At 73.9% G+C, this 15,818-nt stretch carries 17 protein-coding genes; 10 read left to right on the top strand and 7 right to left on the bottom strand.

All coding sequences use genetic code 11. The features are described 5' to 3' along the window. Positions 1–20 precede the first annotated feature (20 nt). Positions 21–1,028 (top strand): ABC transporter substrate-binding protein, encoded by a 1,008-nt coding sequence (locus FSW04_RS11695; protein ID WP_187369438.1) that lies wholly within the window; start codon positions 21–23, stop codon positions 1,026–1,028. A 172-nt stretch (positions 1,029–1,200) separates the two neighbouring features. On the opposite strand, the gene FSW04_RS11690 is transcribed toward FSW04_RS11695, so the two are convergent. The 3 genes from FSW04_RS11690 to FSW04_RS11680 are packed head-to-tail and all read right to left on the bottom strand — an operon-like array spanning position 1,201 to position 3,567. Next, entirely contained in the window at positions 1,201–1,563 is a 363-nt protein-coding gene (locus FSW04_RS11690; RefSeq protein WP_146919402.1) for a hypothetical protein, read from the bottom strand. 43 nt (positions 1,564–1,606) lie between these two features. Further along, the gene (locus tag FSW04_RS11685) at positions 1,607–2,893 is read right to left on the bottom strand and encodes an Nramp family divalent metal transporter (RefSeq protein WP_146919400.1); all 1,287 of its coding nucleotides are present in this window, start codon (positions 2,891–2,893) and stop codon (positions 1,607–1,609) included. Continuing rightward, complete coding sequence (locus FSW04_RS11680; protein ID WP_146919398.1) at positions 2,890–3,567, bottom strand: metal-dependent transcriptional regulator; 678 nt, start codon at positions 3,565–3,567, stop codon at positions 2,890–2,892. The genes FSW04_RS11685 and FSW04_RS11680 overlap by 4 nt, the downstream gene beginning before the upstream one ends. 73 nt (positions 3,568–3,640) lie before the next feature. On the opposite strand from FSW04_RS11680, the gene ygfZ reads away from it, so the two are divergent. Next, positions 3,641–4,582, top strand: a complete 942-nt coding sequence (gene ygfZ / locus FSW04_RS11675; RefSeq protein ID WP_146919396.1) for a CAF17-like 4Fe-4S cluster assembly/insertion protein YgfZ — start codon at positions 3,641–3,643, stop codon at positions 4,580–4,582. A 12-nt stretch (positions 4,583–4,594) separates the two neighbouring features. On the opposite strand, the gene FSW04_RS11670 is transcribed toward ygfZ, so the two are convergent. Together FSW04_RS11670 and FSW04_RS11665 are read right to left on the bottom strand one after the other, a co-directional pair. Beyond that, entirely contained in the window at positions 4,595–5,251 is a 657-nt protein-coding gene (locus tag FSW04_RS11670) for a hypothetical protein (RefSeq protein WP_146919394.1), read from the bottom strand. A gap of 153 nt (positions 5,252–5,404) precedes the next feature. After that, positions 5,405–7,114, bottom strand: a complete 1,710-nt coding sequence (locus FSW04_RS11665) for an exonuclease domain-containing protein (protein ID WP_146919392.1) — start codon at positions 7,112–7,114, stop codon at positions 5,405–5,407. A 125-nt stretch (positions 7,115–7,239) separates the two neighbouring features. On the opposite strand from FSW04_RS11665, the gene FSW04_RS11660 reads away from it, so the two are divergent. From FSW04_RS11660 to FSW04_RS11625, 8 genes are all read left to right on the top strand, one after another. Further along, the gene (locus FSW04_RS11660) at positions 7,240–7,446 is read left to right on the top strand and encodes a hypothetical protein (protein WP_146919390.1); all 207 of its coding nucleotides are present in this window, start codon (positions 7,240–7,242) and stop codon (positions 7,444–7,446) included. 164 nt (positions 7,447–7,610) lie between these two features. Then, positions 7,611–8,003 carry a hypothetical protein gene (locus FSW04_RS11655; RefSeq protein WP_146919388.1) on the top strand — a complete coding sequence of 131 codons (393 nt, stop codon included), beginning with the start codon at positions 7,611–7,613 and terminating at the stop codon, positions 8,001–8,003. A 32-nt stretch (positions 8,004–8,035) separates the two neighbouring features. Next, positions 8,036–8,566 carry a hypothetical protein gene (locus FSW04_RS11650; RefSeq protein WP_146919386.1) on the top strand — a complete coding sequence of 177 codons (531 nt, stop codon included), beginning with the start codon at positions 8,036–8,038 and terminating at the stop codon, positions 8,564–8,566. A gap of 36 nt (positions 8,567–8,602) precedes the next feature. Continuing rightward, entirely contained in the window at positions 8,603–9,064 is a 462-nt protein-coding gene (locus FSW04_RS11645) for a MarR family winged helix-turn-helix transcriptional regulator (RefSeq protein ID WP_146919384.1), read from the top strand. Beyond that, positions 9,061–10,653, top strand: a complete 1,593-nt coding sequence (locus FSW04_RS11640) for an MFS transporter (protein ID WP_146919382.1) — start codon at positions 9,061–9,063, stop codon at positions 10,651–10,653. The genes FSW04_RS11645 and FSW04_RS11640 overlap by 4 nt, the downstream gene beginning before the upstream one ends. A gap of 185 nt (positions 10,654–10,838) precedes the next feature. Continuing rightward, positions 10,839–11,630, top strand: coding sequence for a magnesium transporter CorA family protein (locus FSW04_RS11635; protein ID WP_187369437.1), 792 nt, complete (start codon positions 10,839–10,841; stop codon positions 11,628–11,630). Between the two features lie 78 nt (positions 11,631–11,708). After that, positions 11,709–12,962, top strand: coding sequence for a crotonyl-CoA carboxylase/reductase (gene ccrA / locus FSW04_RS11630; protein WP_146919378.1), 1,254 nt, complete (start codon positions 11,709–11,711; stop codon positions 12,960–12,962). Then, positions 12,962–13,321 (top strand): hypothetical protein, encoded by a 360-nt coding sequence (locus FSW04_RS11625; protein ID WP_146919376.1) that lies wholly within the window; start codon positions 12,962–12,964, stop codon positions 13,319–13,321. Before ccrA ends, FSW04_RS11625 begins: the two co-directional genes overlap by 1 nt. Before the next feature lie 23 nt (positions 13,322–13,344). Here FSW04_RS11625 and FSW04_RS11620 read toward each other — a convergent pair whose 3' ends face one another. Together FSW04_RS11620 and FSW04_RS11615 are read right to left on the bottom strand one after the other, a co-directional pair. Further along, entirely contained in the window at positions 13,345–14,874 is a 1,530-nt protein-coding gene (locus FSW04_RS11620) for a class I adenylate-forming enzyme family protein (protein WP_146919374.1), read from the bottom strand. A gap of 143 nt (positions 14,875–15,017) precedes the next feature. Continuing rightward, entirely contained in the window at positions 15,018–15,788 is a 771-nt protein-coding gene (locus FSW04_RS11615) for a SigB/SigF/SigG family RNA polymerase sigma factor (protein WP_146919372.1), read from the bottom strand. Between the last annotated feature and the right edge of the window lie 30 nt (positions 15,789–15,818).

Here is a 15,818-nt window from a genome sequence, read left to right as displayed (position 1 = left end):
GTCCTATGCTCACGACCCCGATGGTCCGCCGCCTGCTCAGCGCCGCCCTGACCGCCGCGCTCCTGCTCGCCATGGCTGGATGCGGGGCGACGAGCCACAGCGACAGCCGCCCCGACCAGGACGCGCGGCTGCTGCTGGACTTCGCGCCCAACGCCGTGCACGCCGGGATCTACCTCGCGCTGCAGCGCGGCTACGACGAGGCCGAGGGCGTCCACCTGCGCGTCCAGACCCCCGCGGCCTCGACGGACGGCATCAAGGCGCTGCTGGGCGGCCAGGCCGACGTGGCGATCGTCGACATCCACGACCTGGCGATCGCCCGGGCCCGCGGCCGTGACGTCGTCGGGGTGATGGCAATCGTCCAGACGCCGCTGGCCGCCGTCCTGGCCCAGCCCGGCGTGCGGCGCCCGCGCGACCTCGAGGGCCGGCGGGTCGGCGTGACGGGCCTGCCCAGCGACGACGCGGTCCTGCGCTCGATCGTCGCCGGCGACGGCGGGGACCCCGCCCGGGTGCGCACGGTGACGATCGGCTTCGACGCCGTCCGGGCGCTGCTCACCGGTCGGGTGGCCGGCGCCACGGCGTTCTGGAACGCCGAGGGCGTGGCCCTGACGGCGCGGCGGCCGGGGATCCGGGAGTTCCGCGTCGACGACTACGGCGCGCCGTCCTACCCCGAGCTCGTGCTGGCGACCTCGCGCGAGACGCTGGACACCGACGGGCCGGTCGTCCGCGCCACGATCCGGGCGCTGCGCCGCGGCTACGAGGCGGCGATCGACGACCCCGAATCGGCGGTGACCGCGCTCACCGACGCCGAGCCGTCGCTGCGCCGCGACCTCACCGCCCGCGAGCTCGACGCGGTCAGCCCGGCCTTCACGGCCGGCGCGCGCCGCTTCGGCGAGCTGGACCCGACGCGGCTGGCGGCGTGGGCGAGGTGGGAGCGCCGCGTGGGGATCGTCCGTCGCCTCCCCGACGTGGCCGCGGCGTTCGACCCGGCGACCTCGCGCACCGGCGAGGACACCGACCCGAACAGCTGAGGGCCCCGCCCGGGTCGGCACCAGGGTGTGGCCATGCCCCATCCAGGAGCCATCGGGCTCCGGAGGTGGCGCGTCCACGCTCAACCGTCAACCGGATGTCGCGACCGTGGGGTCATGCCCCACCTCCGCGCCACCGGAGCCCGCGGGCGCCCGGGCCCCGCCGGCCCCGGCCCTACTGCGCCCGCAGGCGCTTGAACTCCTGGCGCACCGACTCGGGCCGGCCCCACATCTGGACGACCTCGACGCGGCCGCTGCGGACCTCGCGGACGACCAGCTCGCCCTCGAACCCGGCGTCGTCGAGCAGCTTGAGCGCGCCGTGGACCGCCGGAGCGGCGGCCGCGTGGCCGAAGCGGTGGGCGACGAGGATGCGCCAGTGCCAGTCGTACTTGGAGTACGGCTGGGCGTTGACCGTGGCCAGGTAGACCGCGGCGTCGACGTAGCGCGTCTCGTCGGTGATGCGCAGGTCGATCTCGAGATCGGTCCAGTCGTCGGGCAGCGAGTCGACGACGGACTGGAAGGTATCGGCGAAGGCCATCGGCCCCAACGATATCCGTCGCCCGGGCCGTGCGGACGCGTCGCTAGGCGATCCCGGCCGTGTCGGCCAGGAGGAACAGGTTGAGCGCGATGATCACGACGGCCACCGCCGAGGCCGACAACGTCGTCAGCCGGCGGTTGACCAGCGCACCCATGACGTCGCGCCGCCGCGTCAGCAGGACGAGCGGCACGAGGGCGAACGGGATGCCGAACGACAGCACGACCTGGCTGATGACCAGCGAGCGCGTCGGGTCCAGGCCCAGCGCCAGGACGATGAGCGCGGGCGTCATCGTCACCGCTCGCCGCGCCGCCAGCGGCACGGTCCGCGCGATGAAGCCCTGCATCACGACCTGGCCCGCGTAGGTCCCGACGCTGGAGGACGCGAAGCCCGACGCCAGCAGCGCCAGGGCGAACGCGACCGCCGCCTCGGGCCCGACGAGCTCGCGGAAGCCCTTGTGGGCCGCCTCGATCGTGTCGACGCCCGTCAGACCGCCGCCGAAGAACAGCGACGCGGCGATGACCAGCATGGACATGTTGATGATGCCGGCCAGCGTCATCGCGATCGTCACGTCGATGCGGTTGAACCGCAGCAGCAGGCGGCGCTCGGCGTCGTCGTTGACCGTCACGCGGTTCTGGGTCAGCGCCGAGTGCAGGTAGATGACGTGGGGCATCACCGTCGCCCCCAGGATGCCGGTGGCCAGCAGCAGCGAGTCGCCGCCGTCGAAGTGCGGGACGAACCCCTTGGCCGCGTCGCCGACGTCGAAGCCGATGCGCAGCGTGTCGTACAGGAAGCCGAGCAGGATGACCGCCAGGAACCCCAGGATCGCCAGCTCGAACCGGCGGTAGCCGCGGTTCTGCAGGCCCAGCACGGCGAACGCGACGACGGCGGTGAGCAGCCCCGCGGGCAGCAGCGGGATCCCGAAGAGCAGGTTGAGCGCGATGGCCGCGCCGACGAACTCCGCCAGGTCGGTGGCCATCGCGATGAGCTCGGCCTGCACCCACAGTCCCCAGGTCACCGGCCGCGGGAAGTGCTCGCGGCACAGCTCGGGCAGGTTGCGGCCGGTCGCGATGCCGACCTTGGCCGAGAGGTTCTGGATCAGCATCGCCATGAGGTTGGCCGCGAGCAGGACCCACAGCAGCATGTACCCGTACTTGGAGCCGCCGGCGATGTTCGTCGCGAAGTTGCCCGGGTCGACGTAGGCGATGCACGCGACGAACGCGGGACCCAGCAGCGTCAGGCGGGCGCGCAGCGAGCCCGACCGGCCGGCCCGGGCCAGGAGCCCCGGCGGCGCTGCCAACGTGGCCTCGCCGGTGTTGGGCGGCGTCGTCATGGGCTGACCTGCACGCGCATGGCGGCGGCCAGCCGGCCCCCGAGCGGGTGGACCTCGGCGACGGCGTTGAAGCGGGCGAACAGCGGTCCGCCGAACGGCTGCTTGTCGACGACCTCGAACCGGTCGCCCGGGCGGATCCCGCGGGCCCCGAGATAGCGCAGCATCTCGGGGTCGGTGTCGGAGATCCGGACGAAGTGGCCGTGGTCGCCCACCTCCAGGTCCTCCATGCACACGGTGTCGTGCTCGACGATCGTGAGGTCGGCGTCCGGGATCGGGTCCCCGTGCGGATCGATCGTCGGGTGGCCGAGCTTGGCGGCGATGAGCTCCTCGAGCTCCTCCGAGAGCACGTGCTCGAGCACCTCGGCCTCGTCGTGCACGCGGTCCCATGGCACGCCGAGCTCCTCGGCGAGGTAGCGCTCGAGCAGCCGGTGGTGGCGCAGGACCTCCAACGCGACCTTCGCCCCGTGCTCGGTCAGCACGACGCCGCGGTAGGGCACGTGCTGGACGAGCCCGAGCCCGTCGAGCTTCTTGACCATGTTGGACGCCGAGGCGGCCGACACGCCGAGGCGCTCGGCGAGCGCGTTCGTCGTGACGGCGCTGCCCTCGCCGCGCTGCTCCAGCGCGTAGATGGCCTTGGCGTAGTCCTGGACCGCAGGTGAGACTTCAAGCGTCATCTGCTTCGATTTTAGTCACGGCGAAACCTGATGTTTTGCAGCGTAGCGCATCCCGGCTCCTATCCTCGGACGGATGGCCACCCTGGATGCGCTGCTGCCCGCCTACGAGGCATGCACGACCGGCTGCGGGCTCGTCGACCGCTCCGAGACCGGCAAGCTGCTGCTCACCGGCGACGAGGCCGCCACGTTCCTCGACGGCCAGGTCAGCAACGCGACCGTCGACCTGGCCCCCGGCCACGGGTGCTACGCGACGCTGCTGACCAACAAGGGCCGCATGCTCGGCGACCTGCGCGTGCTGGCCACGGACGACGGCCTGCTGCTGCTGACCGAACGCGTCGCGCTGCAGGCCCTCTTCGACCAGTTGCGGCGCGGCCTCATCGGCTGGCGGGCCGAGCTGCACAAGCGCACGATCGAGCTCGCCCTGCTCTCGCTCGTCGGGCCGCGCGCCGAGCAGGTCGCCCGCGCCGCCGGCCTGCCCGTCCCGGGCCCGGAGGAGCACGCCGTCGACGGCATGGTCGTGCGCACCGACCTCGGCCTGGATGTCCTGCCGCCGGCCGCCGAGGCCGACGCCACCCGCCGCGCGCTGCTGGACGCCGGCGCAACGGAGGTGCCCGAGGCCGTCGCGGAGATCGTGCGCATCGAGCGCGGCCGCCCCCGCTACGGGGTCGAGCTCGACGAGACCGTCATGCCCGAGGAGGCCGGGATCGTCGACCGCGCCGTGAGCTTCACCAAGGGCTGCTACATCGGCCAGGAGACCGTGGCGCGCCTGCACTGGAAGGGCCGTCCCAACCGGCGGCTGCGCACGCTCGGGCTCGGCGCGCCCGCCGCGCCCGGCGACGCGATCACCGCCGACGGCCGGGAGGTCGGCCGGGTCGGCAGCGCCGTGGTCTCCCCGCGCTTCGGGCCGCTGGCCCTGGCGCTCGTGCGCCGCGAGGTCGAGCCGGGCGACGAGGTCGCCGTCGGCTCGGGCGACGTGCCGGCCGAGATCCTGGCCGGCACCGCCGCCGATGTCTGAGCGGCGGCGGGCCTACGGGCCGCCGGCCAGCGCGAGCGCACCGGCGACCGGCACCCCGGCCGCGACGGCGATCGCGGCGCCCAGCAGGAGGCGCCGGGCCCAGGGCCGGTCCTGCAGGGTCCGCGGCGCGAGCAGCGCGCGCCGGTCGTCGCCGAGCCGGCGGTCGGGGCGGCCGCCGCGGCGGTCCTCGGCCGCCGCTCGGCGCTCGTCGTGCTCCGGCGAGGCGCCCCGGCCGGGCCTCGGCCCACGCCGGCGGTCGCGCCGCCGCACGCGGCGGTCCGGCGGGCCCGCTCGCCGCGGGGCACCGGCGTGCCGGCGGGCGCGCGGCGGCGGCCCGGGATCGGCCTGCGACGCGCGGTGCGGCGGCAGCTGCGGGCGCGACGGGGCCGGGGCGACGATCCGGAGGCCGGTGCCCGCGACGTCGGCCGCGGACGGCCCACCGGCGCGCTCGTGCACGCCGTCGGCCAGCAGCGCGATGCGATGCTGCAGCGCGCGCAGCCGCTCGGTCACCGCGGCGGCCACGGGCTCGGCGTCCGTGCCGGGCCCGTGGCCGTCCAGGGACGACGCGCCCCGCCCCTCAGCCGATGCCGGGCGCGCGTCCTCGTGCGGGTCGGAGCCCGTGTCGCCGGAGGCGACGCGAACCCCCGGCGGGAGATCCTCCTGATCCATGGGTGCGGCATCCTTGCCACGCCGTGCACGCCCGGCACCGTCCTGGTGCCACGACGTCACGGCCGTGCCACAGATAGTGCAGAGGTTGCCGTCCGAATGCGCTCGAACATCTGACGAACTTCGGCTCCAGAACTCGGGAGGTCGTTCGTCCGCTCACGCCGCGAGCGCCCGTGCCGCGAAGCGCTGCACCCGCGCGCGCGTGGGCACCGGCGACAGGGGCAGCTGCAGGGAGGGATGGGTCGCCAGCCACGTCGTGGCCACGCGCAGCTCGGCGACCTCGTCGGGCGTCGCGCACCCGGTCGCCGCGCGCCCGTCGCCGCCGCGCAGGACCGCCTCGGTCCGGGCCCACACGCTCTCGGGGTCCTGCACGGCCTGCGCCGCCGCCACGCGCCCACCCACGAGCCAGAGCGCGTCGTAGCGCGGCTGCTGCGGGTGGGCGGCGAGCACGAGCCGCGGCCGTGCGTGCACGGCGTCCAGCGTGCCGCCCAGGCGCTCGAGCAGCACCGCGAGGCGCCGCCGGCGGCGCTGGAGCCAGCCGGCGCGCTCGAAGGCCTGCGCGGCGGCGGCCGCACGGGTCTCGGCGTCGAGGTGGGCCAGCAGGGCGCGCCCCCCGTCGCCGTCGCCCGTGAACAGCGCCAGGGCCTGGTCCAGGCGCCGGCGGTAGGCGTTGGGGTCCAGGTCGCCCAGGCAGGGCGACAGGCAGCGCCCCATCTGCCCGTAGGCCGACGGGTGCGCGCGCCGCGGCAACGCCCGGCCGCAGTGGCGCAGCGCGAACAGCGACGTGAGCTGTTCGGCCAGCTCGGCGGCCGCGTGGCGGCCGAGCAGCGGGCCGACGTTGACCGCCAGCCCCGGCGCGGGCTCGGGCGCGACCTCGAGGATGGGGAACGCGATGTCCAGCCGGCAGCGCAGGTAGACCCAGCGGTCGTCGTGCTTGTGGCGGGCATTGCCGGGCGGGCGCAGCTCCCGGATGAGGCGGTGCTCGAGCAGCAGGGCGCCCAGCTCGCTGGCCGTCTCGCGGTGGTCGACGAGCTCGGCCTGGGCGACCCATCCCGTGTCGGGCGAGGAGGGCAGGAAGTGGGCGCGGGCGCGGGAGCGCAGCGACACCGACTTGCCGACATACAGGGGCTGGCCCTCCGCGTTGCGGAAGATGTAGACGCCGGGCTCGTCGGGCAGCGCCGAGCAGTCCACGCGGCGCTTGCGGTGCCCGCGCAGCGAGACCCCGCCGTCGGTGCGCCCGCGCGCCGCCGGCCGGGCGCTGCGCCGGCGCGGCCGCAGCAGCGCGAGGGCCTGCCCGACGGTCGACGCGTTGGCGCACAGGCGCGGGAACAGCGCGCAGAGCACCCGCGCGCAGGTCTCCGCGTCGGCCAGCGCGCGATGGGAGACCTCGACGTCGATGCCCAGGGAGCCGGCCAGGAGCGCCAGCTTGCGCTGGCGGGCCAGCGGATGCAGGCAGCGCGCCAGGGCCACGGTGCACAGCGTCGGCGGATCGGGCCACGCCACGCCCGCGCGCGCGAAGGCCTGCGCGAGCACGCGGCGGTCGAAGGAGGCCGAGTGGGCCACGAGGACGCGGCCCTCCAGCTGCTCGGCCAGCTCGGGGAGCGTGAGCTCGGAGGGCGGCGCCTCGTCGACCATGGCCTGGGTGATGCCCGTGAAGCGCTGGATGCCCCGCGACAGCGGGGTCCGCACCGGGACGAGCGTCTCCCAGCGGTCGTGCAGCTCGCCGCCCCCGACGAGCACCGCGCCGATCTCCGTGAGCTCGCAGCGGTCGCCCGGCAGCCCGTTGGTCTCCGTGTCGACGACGAGGAACTCGGCGGTCGCGAGCGGGTGGTCCAGGAGCGGGGCGGCGGGATCGGCGGCGGGCATGGGGCCCGGGGTGGTACCGCCGCCGCCGGACGGCGCACACGCCGGGTTGCAGCGGGGGGGGGCGGTTGCCGACCGTCGGGCCGGGTACCGTCCCGATGGACCGCGAGTCGGACCGGGAGGACCGCATGACGACCTACGCACCACACGACACCACACGCGACGAGCGCGTCCGCGAGGCCTGGGCGACGTATCGCGACGACCTCGCCGACCTCGACGGGCGCGCCTACGACGAGGCCGAGGCCGCGTCGTGGGATCGCCTCCAGGACCGCCTGCGCGACATCGACGGCGAGCACCGTGCAGCCGTCGCGCAGAGCGGCGGCCCCGCCGGCTGAGGCGGCCGCGGCGCGGGCGTTGGCGCCCGCCGTGGTGCTCGGCTAGGCTGCCCGCGGGCCGGGCGCGGGAGGCTGCCGTGCCGGGTCCGAGGAGGAGGATGAGAGGCCCACGCCCCGCACTGTGCAGGACGCCTGTCCGGGCCGCCGTCACCGGCGGCCTGCTCGTGGCGGGCCTCGCCGGCTGCGGCGGCTCCTCGCCCGCCTACCGCAACGCCGAGCGGCCGGCCGCGCCGATCGTGCTCAGCGCCTCGATCGACGATCGTGCGGTCTCCGTCTCGCCCGCGCACCTGGGCGCCGGGCCGGTCACCCTCGTGATCACCAACCAGTCCATGGGCGCCCAGCAGATCACCCTGGAGACCGTGAACCGGCCGGGCAGCGGCCCGGGCGAGAAGGCGGTGCAGACCGGGCCGATCAACCCGCGCGAGACGGCCTCGGTCCAGGCTGAGGTCAAGCAGGGCACGTACACGCTGCACGTCGGCGGCGACGGTGTCCGCGCGGCGCGCATCGTCGTCGGCCGCCCGCGTCCGAGCTCGCAGAACGACCTCCTGCAGCCCTAGGGCGCAGCCGCCGGATGCGCCACCATGGGCCCATGCGCCTCCGCGCCGCGCTCCTGACCCTCACCGCCGCCGCATCCGCCGCGGCCCTGGCCGCCCCCACGGAAGCCCCGGCCGCCCCGTCGCAGTCCCAGCAGGTCTTCACGCGGTCGCTGCTGGACGACCCCGGCACCAGCGCCGGCATCAAGCGCCTGCTGACGAAGAAGATCGGGATCGTCGACCCGCGCAGCGGCTTCCTCGACGTCACCGGCGACGGGCGCCAGGACGCGCTCGTGCTCGTGACGACCAACGGCGCGGCGGGCACCGTCGCCCTCTACGTCTTCAGCACCCACGGCCAGCCGGCCGGCGGCAGCGACACCAAGCTCAAGGTGCTGTTCCGCCTGCAGTCGCTCTACCGCGCCACGCTGCGCATCAACGGCACCGCGCTGAGCGTCCTCGAGCCGGTCTGGGCGGCCGGCGACGACCTCTGCTGCCCGGCCAAGCTGCGCGAGCGCGACTACCGGTTCGACGCCAAGGCGCTCACCTTCCGCCGCACGGCCGATCACGTCGTGCCGTTCACCCGCTGACCCGCGGGCGCCGGCGCGTGCGCGATACTTGCGCACATGCAATCAACGGGCGCGTCCTCCGAGGCGTCGGCCGCCGACGTCGCGGCCGCGATGCTCGAGCTGTGGCGCAGCATCCTGGCGGGGTCGACGAAGTCGCTCTACGCGCTGCTGGCCGAGCTCGACCTCTCCATGACCCAGATGAAGATGCTCCACGTCCTGGCCGAGCGCCGCGAGGAGATCTCCGTCAAGGAGCTGGCCGAGGAGCTCGGCATGTCGCTGGCCAACGCCAGCCGCACGATCGACGGCCTGCTCCAGCGCGGCTACGTCGAGCGCCGCGAGGACGAGCACGACCGCCGCGTGCGGCGCGTCGGCGCCACCGCGGCCGCCCGCGAGGTCGTCGACCGCATCGACACCGCCCGCCTGCAGGGCCTGGAGGCGTGGGCGCAGCGCCTGGGCCCCGAGCAGCGCACCCGGCTGCACGATGCCCTCTGCGCCCTCCCCAAGGAGGACCGAGCGTGACCCCCTCGACCCTGCGCACCCGCTTCGTCACCGAGGACAACCGCCGCTGGTGGACGCTGGCGGCGATGTGCTTCGCGTTGTTCATGGTCATGCTCGACAACACCGTCGTCAACGTGGCCCTGCCGTCGATCCAGCGCGACCTGGGCGCCTCCATCAGCGGCCTGGAGTGGACGATCAACGCCTACACGTTGAGCTTCGCCGTCCTGCTGGTCACCGGCGGCCGGCTGGGCGACCTCTTCGGCCGGCGCCGGATGTTCCTGCTCGGCGTGGTCGCCTTCGGCGCCTCCAGCGCGTTCATCGGCTTCTCGCAGAGCGAGGCGTGGCTCGTGTTCGGGCGCGCGACGCAGGGCATCGGCGCCGCGCTGATGATGCCCGCCACGCTCTCCATCATCTCCAACGCCTTCCCGCCTCACGAGCGCGGCAAGGCGATCGGCACCTGGGCCGGCGTCTCCGCCCTGGCGCTGGCCATCGGGCCCGTCGTCGGCGGCTTCCTGGTGGAGAACGTCTCCTGGCAGTCCATCTTCTTCCTCAACCTGCCGGTCGCCGCGGTGGCCGTCGTCGTCACGCTGTTCGCGACGCACGAGTCGCGCGACGAGACCTCCGCGCAGTCCGTCGACGTCCCCGGCGTGGCGGCGCTGACGATCGGCCTCGCCGCCCTCGTCCTGGCGCTCGTGGAGGCCAACGCCTGGGGCTGGGGCTCGGGCCGCATCGTCGGCCTGCTCATCGTGGCGCTCGTCGGCCTGACCGCCTTCGCCGTGCTCGAGACCCGCGTCGCCAACCCGATGGTCGACTTCCGCTTCTTCCGCAACCGGTCGTTCCTGGGCGCGAACATCGTGGCGTTCATCGTCAGCTTCGCGATGCTGGCGATGTTCTTCTTCCTCGCGCTCTACCTCCAGAACGTCCGCGGCTACACGCCGCTGCAGGCCGGCGTGCGCTTCCTGCCCTCGACCGTGCTGATCATCTTCGCCGGGCCGATCGCCGGGCGGCTGGCCGACCGCATCGGGCCCCGGCCGCTCATGACCGCGGGGCTCGTGCTGACCGCCGGCTCGCTGTTCTGGCAGGGCCACCTGGCGGTCGACACGCCCTACGGCTTCCTCGTCGGCGCCTTCGTGCTCATGGGCCTGGGCATGGGCCTGATCATGTCCCCGATGAGCACGGCCGCGATGAACGCGGTCGACCAGGCCAAGGCCGGCGTCGCCTCCGGGGTGCTCTCCATGAGCCGGATGGTCGGCGGCACGTTCGGCGTGGCCGCGATGGGCGCGCTCATCGCCGGCCTCGGCCGTCACCGGCTCGACCAGCTGCTGCCCCAGGTGCCCGCCGCTCGGCGCCAGGACCTGGCCGACGGCCTGGGCGCCGGCGCCACGGGCGGCACCGGCGCGGTGCACGACGCCGTCCAGCAGGCGTTCCTCTACGCGCTCAACGACGGCCTGCGCGTCGCGGCGGTCGTCGCCCTGGCGGGCGCGGCGGCCGCGTGGCTGCTCATCGAGCGCGGCGTGCCTTCGCGCACGCCGCCCGCCGCGGCCGAGCCCGCCGAGGCCGAGGTCGGGACGGGCGACGCCGGCAGCGAGCTGGCCGCCGGCGTGGCCTGACCCGCGCAGCGCCCTTCCGTCCTGCGGCGCCGCGACGATGCGGCGGTGAAGGTCCTCCACCGCCTCGACGACCCGGAGCTCGACGGGCTGCTGCGCTCGGATCGCTTCTTCTGGCTCGACGTCGAGTCGCCGCCGCCCGAGGAGGTCCGCGAGCTCGGCCGCCGCTTCGGCCTGCACCCCTGGCCGTGGAGGACTCGCTGGAGTTCGGCCAGCGGCCCAAGCTCGACGACTACGGCGACTCGGCGCTGCTCGTCTACTACGGCGTGCACAGCGACGGGCGGCCCGTCGAGGTCCACCTGCACCTCTCCGGCCACTGGATGATCTCCGTGCGCCGCTCGCGCTGCGACGCGCTGCACTCGGCCTTCCACCGGATCGAGGCCGAGACGCCCAAGACCGAGGAGGAGGCGATCTACCGCGTGCTGGACGCGCTGACCGACAGCTTCTTCCCCGTCCTGGAGGCCATGGACGACGAGATCGACGAGCTCATGGACGAGATGATCGAGCGCCCGCGCGAGGACCAGCGCCAGCACCTCTTCCTCCTGCGCCGCCGGCTCATCGAGCTGCGCCGCGTCGTGACGCCCCAGCGCGACGTCCTCGCCCGCGGCGGCGATCTCCTGGCCCGGCTGCCGGGCCTGGAGGCCGACGACGCCCGGGACTGGTTCCGCGACATCTACGACCACCTCCTGCGGATCGCCGAGCTCATCGACTCCTACCGCGACCTGCTGTCCGGGGCGCTGGACGTCTACCTGTCGACGGTCTCCAACCGGCTCGGCGACATCAACACGCAGCTGGCCGTGGTCGCCACGATCTTCCTGCCGCTGACGTTCGTGACCGGCTTCTTCGGCCAGAACTTCGGAGCGCTGGTGCGCCACATCGACTCCGCCGCGGCCTTCTGGGGCTACGGCGTCGGCAGCATGGTGCTCGGGGCCCTGATCCTGTGGTTCTGGTTCAAGCGGTCGGGCTTCCTGGACCACTGAGCAGGGCGCGAGGAGGCCCGTCCTGGCGTAGAGTTCCGGGCCCGCGAGGGACGACTCCGACTTCCAGAGGGTTTTTGCATGGCCGTTGATGTGACGCAGGTCTCCACCGTCGACACCCAGCCCGGCGAGCTGCCGGCGACGATGGCCGCTTGGGTCATCCGTGAGGAGCGCTTCGGCGAGCCCATGGATGCCTTCAAGCTGGAGGAGATCGAGGTACCCGAGCCCGGCGCGTTCGAGGTGATCGTGCGGGTGATGGCCGCCGGCGTCAACTACAACAACGTCTGGGCGGCCCTGGGCCAGCCCGTCTCGGTCATGAAGTACGGCGACCACCCCGAGTTCGGCCACCACATCGGCGGCTCCGACGCCTCCGGCGTGGTCTGGAAGGTCGGCCCGGGCGTGACGCGCTGGAAGGTGGGCGACGAGGTCGTCGTGCACTGCAACCAGGCCTCCTACGAGGACCCCGAGGTCCACGGGCTGGACCCGATGGCCGCCCCGTCGCAGCGGATCTGGGGCTACGAGACGACCTGGGGCTCCTTCGCGCAGTTCACGAAGGTGCAGGCCCAGCAGCTGCTGCCCAAGCCCCACGCGCTGACGTGGGAGGAGGCCGCGAGCTATGGCCTCGTCTACTTCACCGCCTGGCGCATGCTCATGACGCGCTGCAACCTGCAGGCCGGCCAGCGCGTGCTCATCTGGGGCGCCGCCGGCGGCCTGGGCGTCTTCGCCACCCAGATCTGCCGGGCGGCGGGCGCCGAGTGCGTCGGCGTGGTCAACTCGGCCGAGAAGGGCGAGCTGGTCAAGTCGCTCGGGGCCGTCGACTACATCGACCGCAGCGAGTTCGCGGGCATGATGCGCAAGGGCGGCGAGACGCCCGAGGAGGAGAAGGCGCGCTTCAAGGAGTCCCGGCGCTTCGGCCAGCGCGTGCAGGAGATGCTGGGCGCCGCGCCCGACATCGTCTTCGAGCACGTGGGCACCGCGACGTTCCCCACCTCGGTGCTCACGGTCAAGCCGTTCGGCAAGGTCGTCATCTGCGCCGGGACCACCGGCTTCAACCTCGACTTCGACGTGCGCTACCTCTGGATGAAGCAGAAGGAGATCATCGGGTCGCACTTCGCCAACGCCTACGAATGCCTCAAGGCCAACGAGCTCATCGAGTCGGGCGCGATCCGACCGGTCCTGTGGCGTACGCTTGGGTTCGACGGGGTCGCCGAGGCCCACCAGCTCATGAAGGACAACAAGCACTTGGGCAAGATCTCCATCCTGGTCGGGGCCGACAGCGCGGGTCAGGGCAAGACCGCCGACGGACCCGGCGCCATCTACGCCGAGGTCGGCTGATGGCCGGGCTCGTCCACATCCCCTGGTACGCGACGCTGTTCCGGGGCGACAAGCTCGAGGCCGCGCTGGCCGACATCGCGCCGCTGGCGCTCCGCTACGGGGCGTCGTCCTACGGCGTGCATCGCAACCGCGACGACCGCTACAAGTTCCTCCAGCTCGCGACGTTCGAGCACAAGAGCGACTGGGAGCGCTACTGGAACGGCCCGGAGTTCACGCGCTTCCGCGTGGCCAACCAGGGCTACTTCCAGGTTCCCGTGCTCTACACCTGGAACGACGTCGTCACCGAGGGCTACCTCGACGCCGAGCTCGAGCGCCAGGGCCGGCACGCCGAGGCCGGCATGACCGGCGACACCGTCTGACGCATCGACCCTGGGGCGTGCCGCTAGCGCAGCGGCGCGCCCCAGTCGGTCTGCTCGCGCAGCACGGCCTTGAGCACCTTGCCACCGGGGTTGCGCGGCAGCGGCTCGTCGCGGATCGCGACGTATTGGGGCACCTTGAAGTCGGCGAGCTGGGCTCGGGCGTGCTCGAGCACGGCGTCCACGTCGATCGTTGCCCCGTCCAGCGGCACGAGGACGGCGCCGACCTTCTCGCCCATCATGTCGTCGGGCACGCCGAGCACGGCGACCTCGCCGACCCCGGGCGCGCCGACCAGGCCGCTCTCGACCTCGACGCTGTAGACGTTCTCGCCGCCGCGGTTGATCATGTCCTTCAGGCGGTCCATCACGTAGACCAGGCCGTGCTCGTCGACGCGGCCGAGGTCCCCCGTGTGCAGCCAGCCGCCGGTGATGGCCTGCGCGGTGGCCTCCGGGTTGTCCCAGTAGCCGGCGCAGACGCCGCCGCCGCGGATGAGCAGCTCCCCCACGCCCGTGGCCGGGTCCGGGTCGCCCACGGCGAACTCGGTGTGCGGGACCGCGAAGCCGACGGAGTCGGCGTGCTCGTCGGCCCACTCGTGGGGCAGGTAGGTCGCGATGGACGTCGTCTCGGTCAGGCCGAACGCGTTGGCGACGCGGGCCTGCGGGAAGCCCTGCTTGATGCGCGCCACGAGCGCCGGGGCGATCGGCGCGCCGCCGTAGAACACGTGGCGCACGCGGGCGGCGTCGGCCGGGTCGAAGTCCGGGTGAGCGAGCACGTAGTGGTAGATCGCGGGCACGGCGATGAGCATCGTGATGGCCTCGTCGCGCAGCGCCGCGAGCATGCGGGGGCCGTTGAATGCGACGTCGATGACCGCGGTGCCGCCGGCGCGCAGGGCGACGAGCAGCTGGCTGTGGCAGCCCGTGACGTGGAAGAGCGGGACGACCACGAGCGTGCGCAGCGGCTCGTCCCCGGCCAGGCCCATGACGCGGCGGGCCGTCTCGACGTTGGAGAGCACGCCGTGGTGGGTGTGCATCGCGCCCTTGGGGGCGCCCGTGGTCCCCGACGTGTAGAAGATCGCGGCCAGGTCCTCGGGCCGGGCGCCCTCGTGGCGGTGGGGCTCGCCGTCGGGCAGCGGCGCGCCGGGGTCATCGAGCGCGAGGGTCGCGCCCGCGTCGTCGAGGATGCGGGCGATCTCGCCCGTCGTCAGCCGGACGTTGACGGGCACGACGATCGCCCCCGCCATGAGGATCCCGAAGAACGCGAGCACCCAGTCGGCGCCGTTGGGCAGCTGGAGGGCGACGCGGTCGCCGGGCCGCACCCCGCCGGCCCGCAGGCCGCCGGCGACGCGCGCGGCGCCGTCCCACAGCTCCCGGTAGCTGAGGCGCCGGCCGCCGAGCTCGGCGACGGCCTCGGCGGCGGGGACCCGGTCCACCGTGTCGGCCAGCAGGTCGACGAGCGAGTCGTGCAGGCCCGTGTAGCGCAGGACGCCCGTCGCGTCGCGCCGCACCCCGCCGAGGTCGAACGGGGCGTCGCCCCGGGGCAGCGGCGCGATCGTCATGCCGACGGCGCGAAGTCGTCGCGCGGGTCGGCGCTCGGGACCGTGGGCATGGGCATGGGCATGGGCACCATACGACCGGGTGCCCGACAGCGTGTCAAGCGGGTGCGGGGCGATGGTCCGCACACGCCCGCGCGCCGCGGCCCCTACCCTGCGGGCGAGCGGTCGATCTCGAGCCGCAGCTTGGCGATCGACTGGCGGATGATGCGCGAGATCTGCATCTGGGAGACCCCGATGCGCTCGGAGATCTCGGTCTGCGTGAGGTCCTCCTCGAAGCGCAGCCGCAGGACCTCGCGGTCGCGGGAGGTCAGCACGGCCATCGCGTCGTCGAGCAGCACGCGCATCTCGGAGCGGTCGAGCTCGATGTCACGACCCCCGATGGAGTCGGCGAGCGTCATGTCCTCGCCCGTGGGCTCGTCGAGCGAGCGCGTCCGGCGGGCGCCGACGCTCTGGATCGTCGCCAGGACCTCCTCGAACGGCGCCTCGACCGCGTCGGCGAGCTCCTGGACCGTCGGCGAGCGCCCGAGGGTGCCCGTGAGCTCGTCACGGCGCCGGGCCACCTCGAGCTGGAGCTCCTGCATGCCGCGCGGCACGCGCATGGCCCAGGTCCGGTCGCGGAAGTGGCGCTTGATCTCGCCCAGCACCGTCGGCGTCGCGTAGGACGAGAACCGGACCTCGCGGCGCAGGTCGAAGCCCTCGATCGCCTTCATGATCCCGATGCACGCGACCTGCACGAGGTCGTCCATCGGCTCCCCGCGCCCGGCGTAGCGGCCGGCCAGCGCGCGGGCCAGCGGCAGCATCTCCTCCGCGAGCTGGTCGCGGGCGCGGAGATCGCCGCCCTCGTGGTAGCGGCGCAGCAGGTCCTGCTCGCGCACGGCCCTGGATGCCGACTCGATGTGCCCCCCGGCATCGGTCATCGAGAATCCAGCGTACTGGCCCGCGGGCCC

This window comes from Baekduia soli (genome assembly GCF_007970665.1).
Lineage (GTDB): Bacteria > Actinomycetota > Thermoleophilia > Solirubrobacterales > Solirubrobacteraceae > Baekduia > Baekduia soli.
The sequence above is the reverse complement of the archived record's forward strand: the minus strand, read 5'-3'. Positions and strand labels throughout refer to the sequence as shown.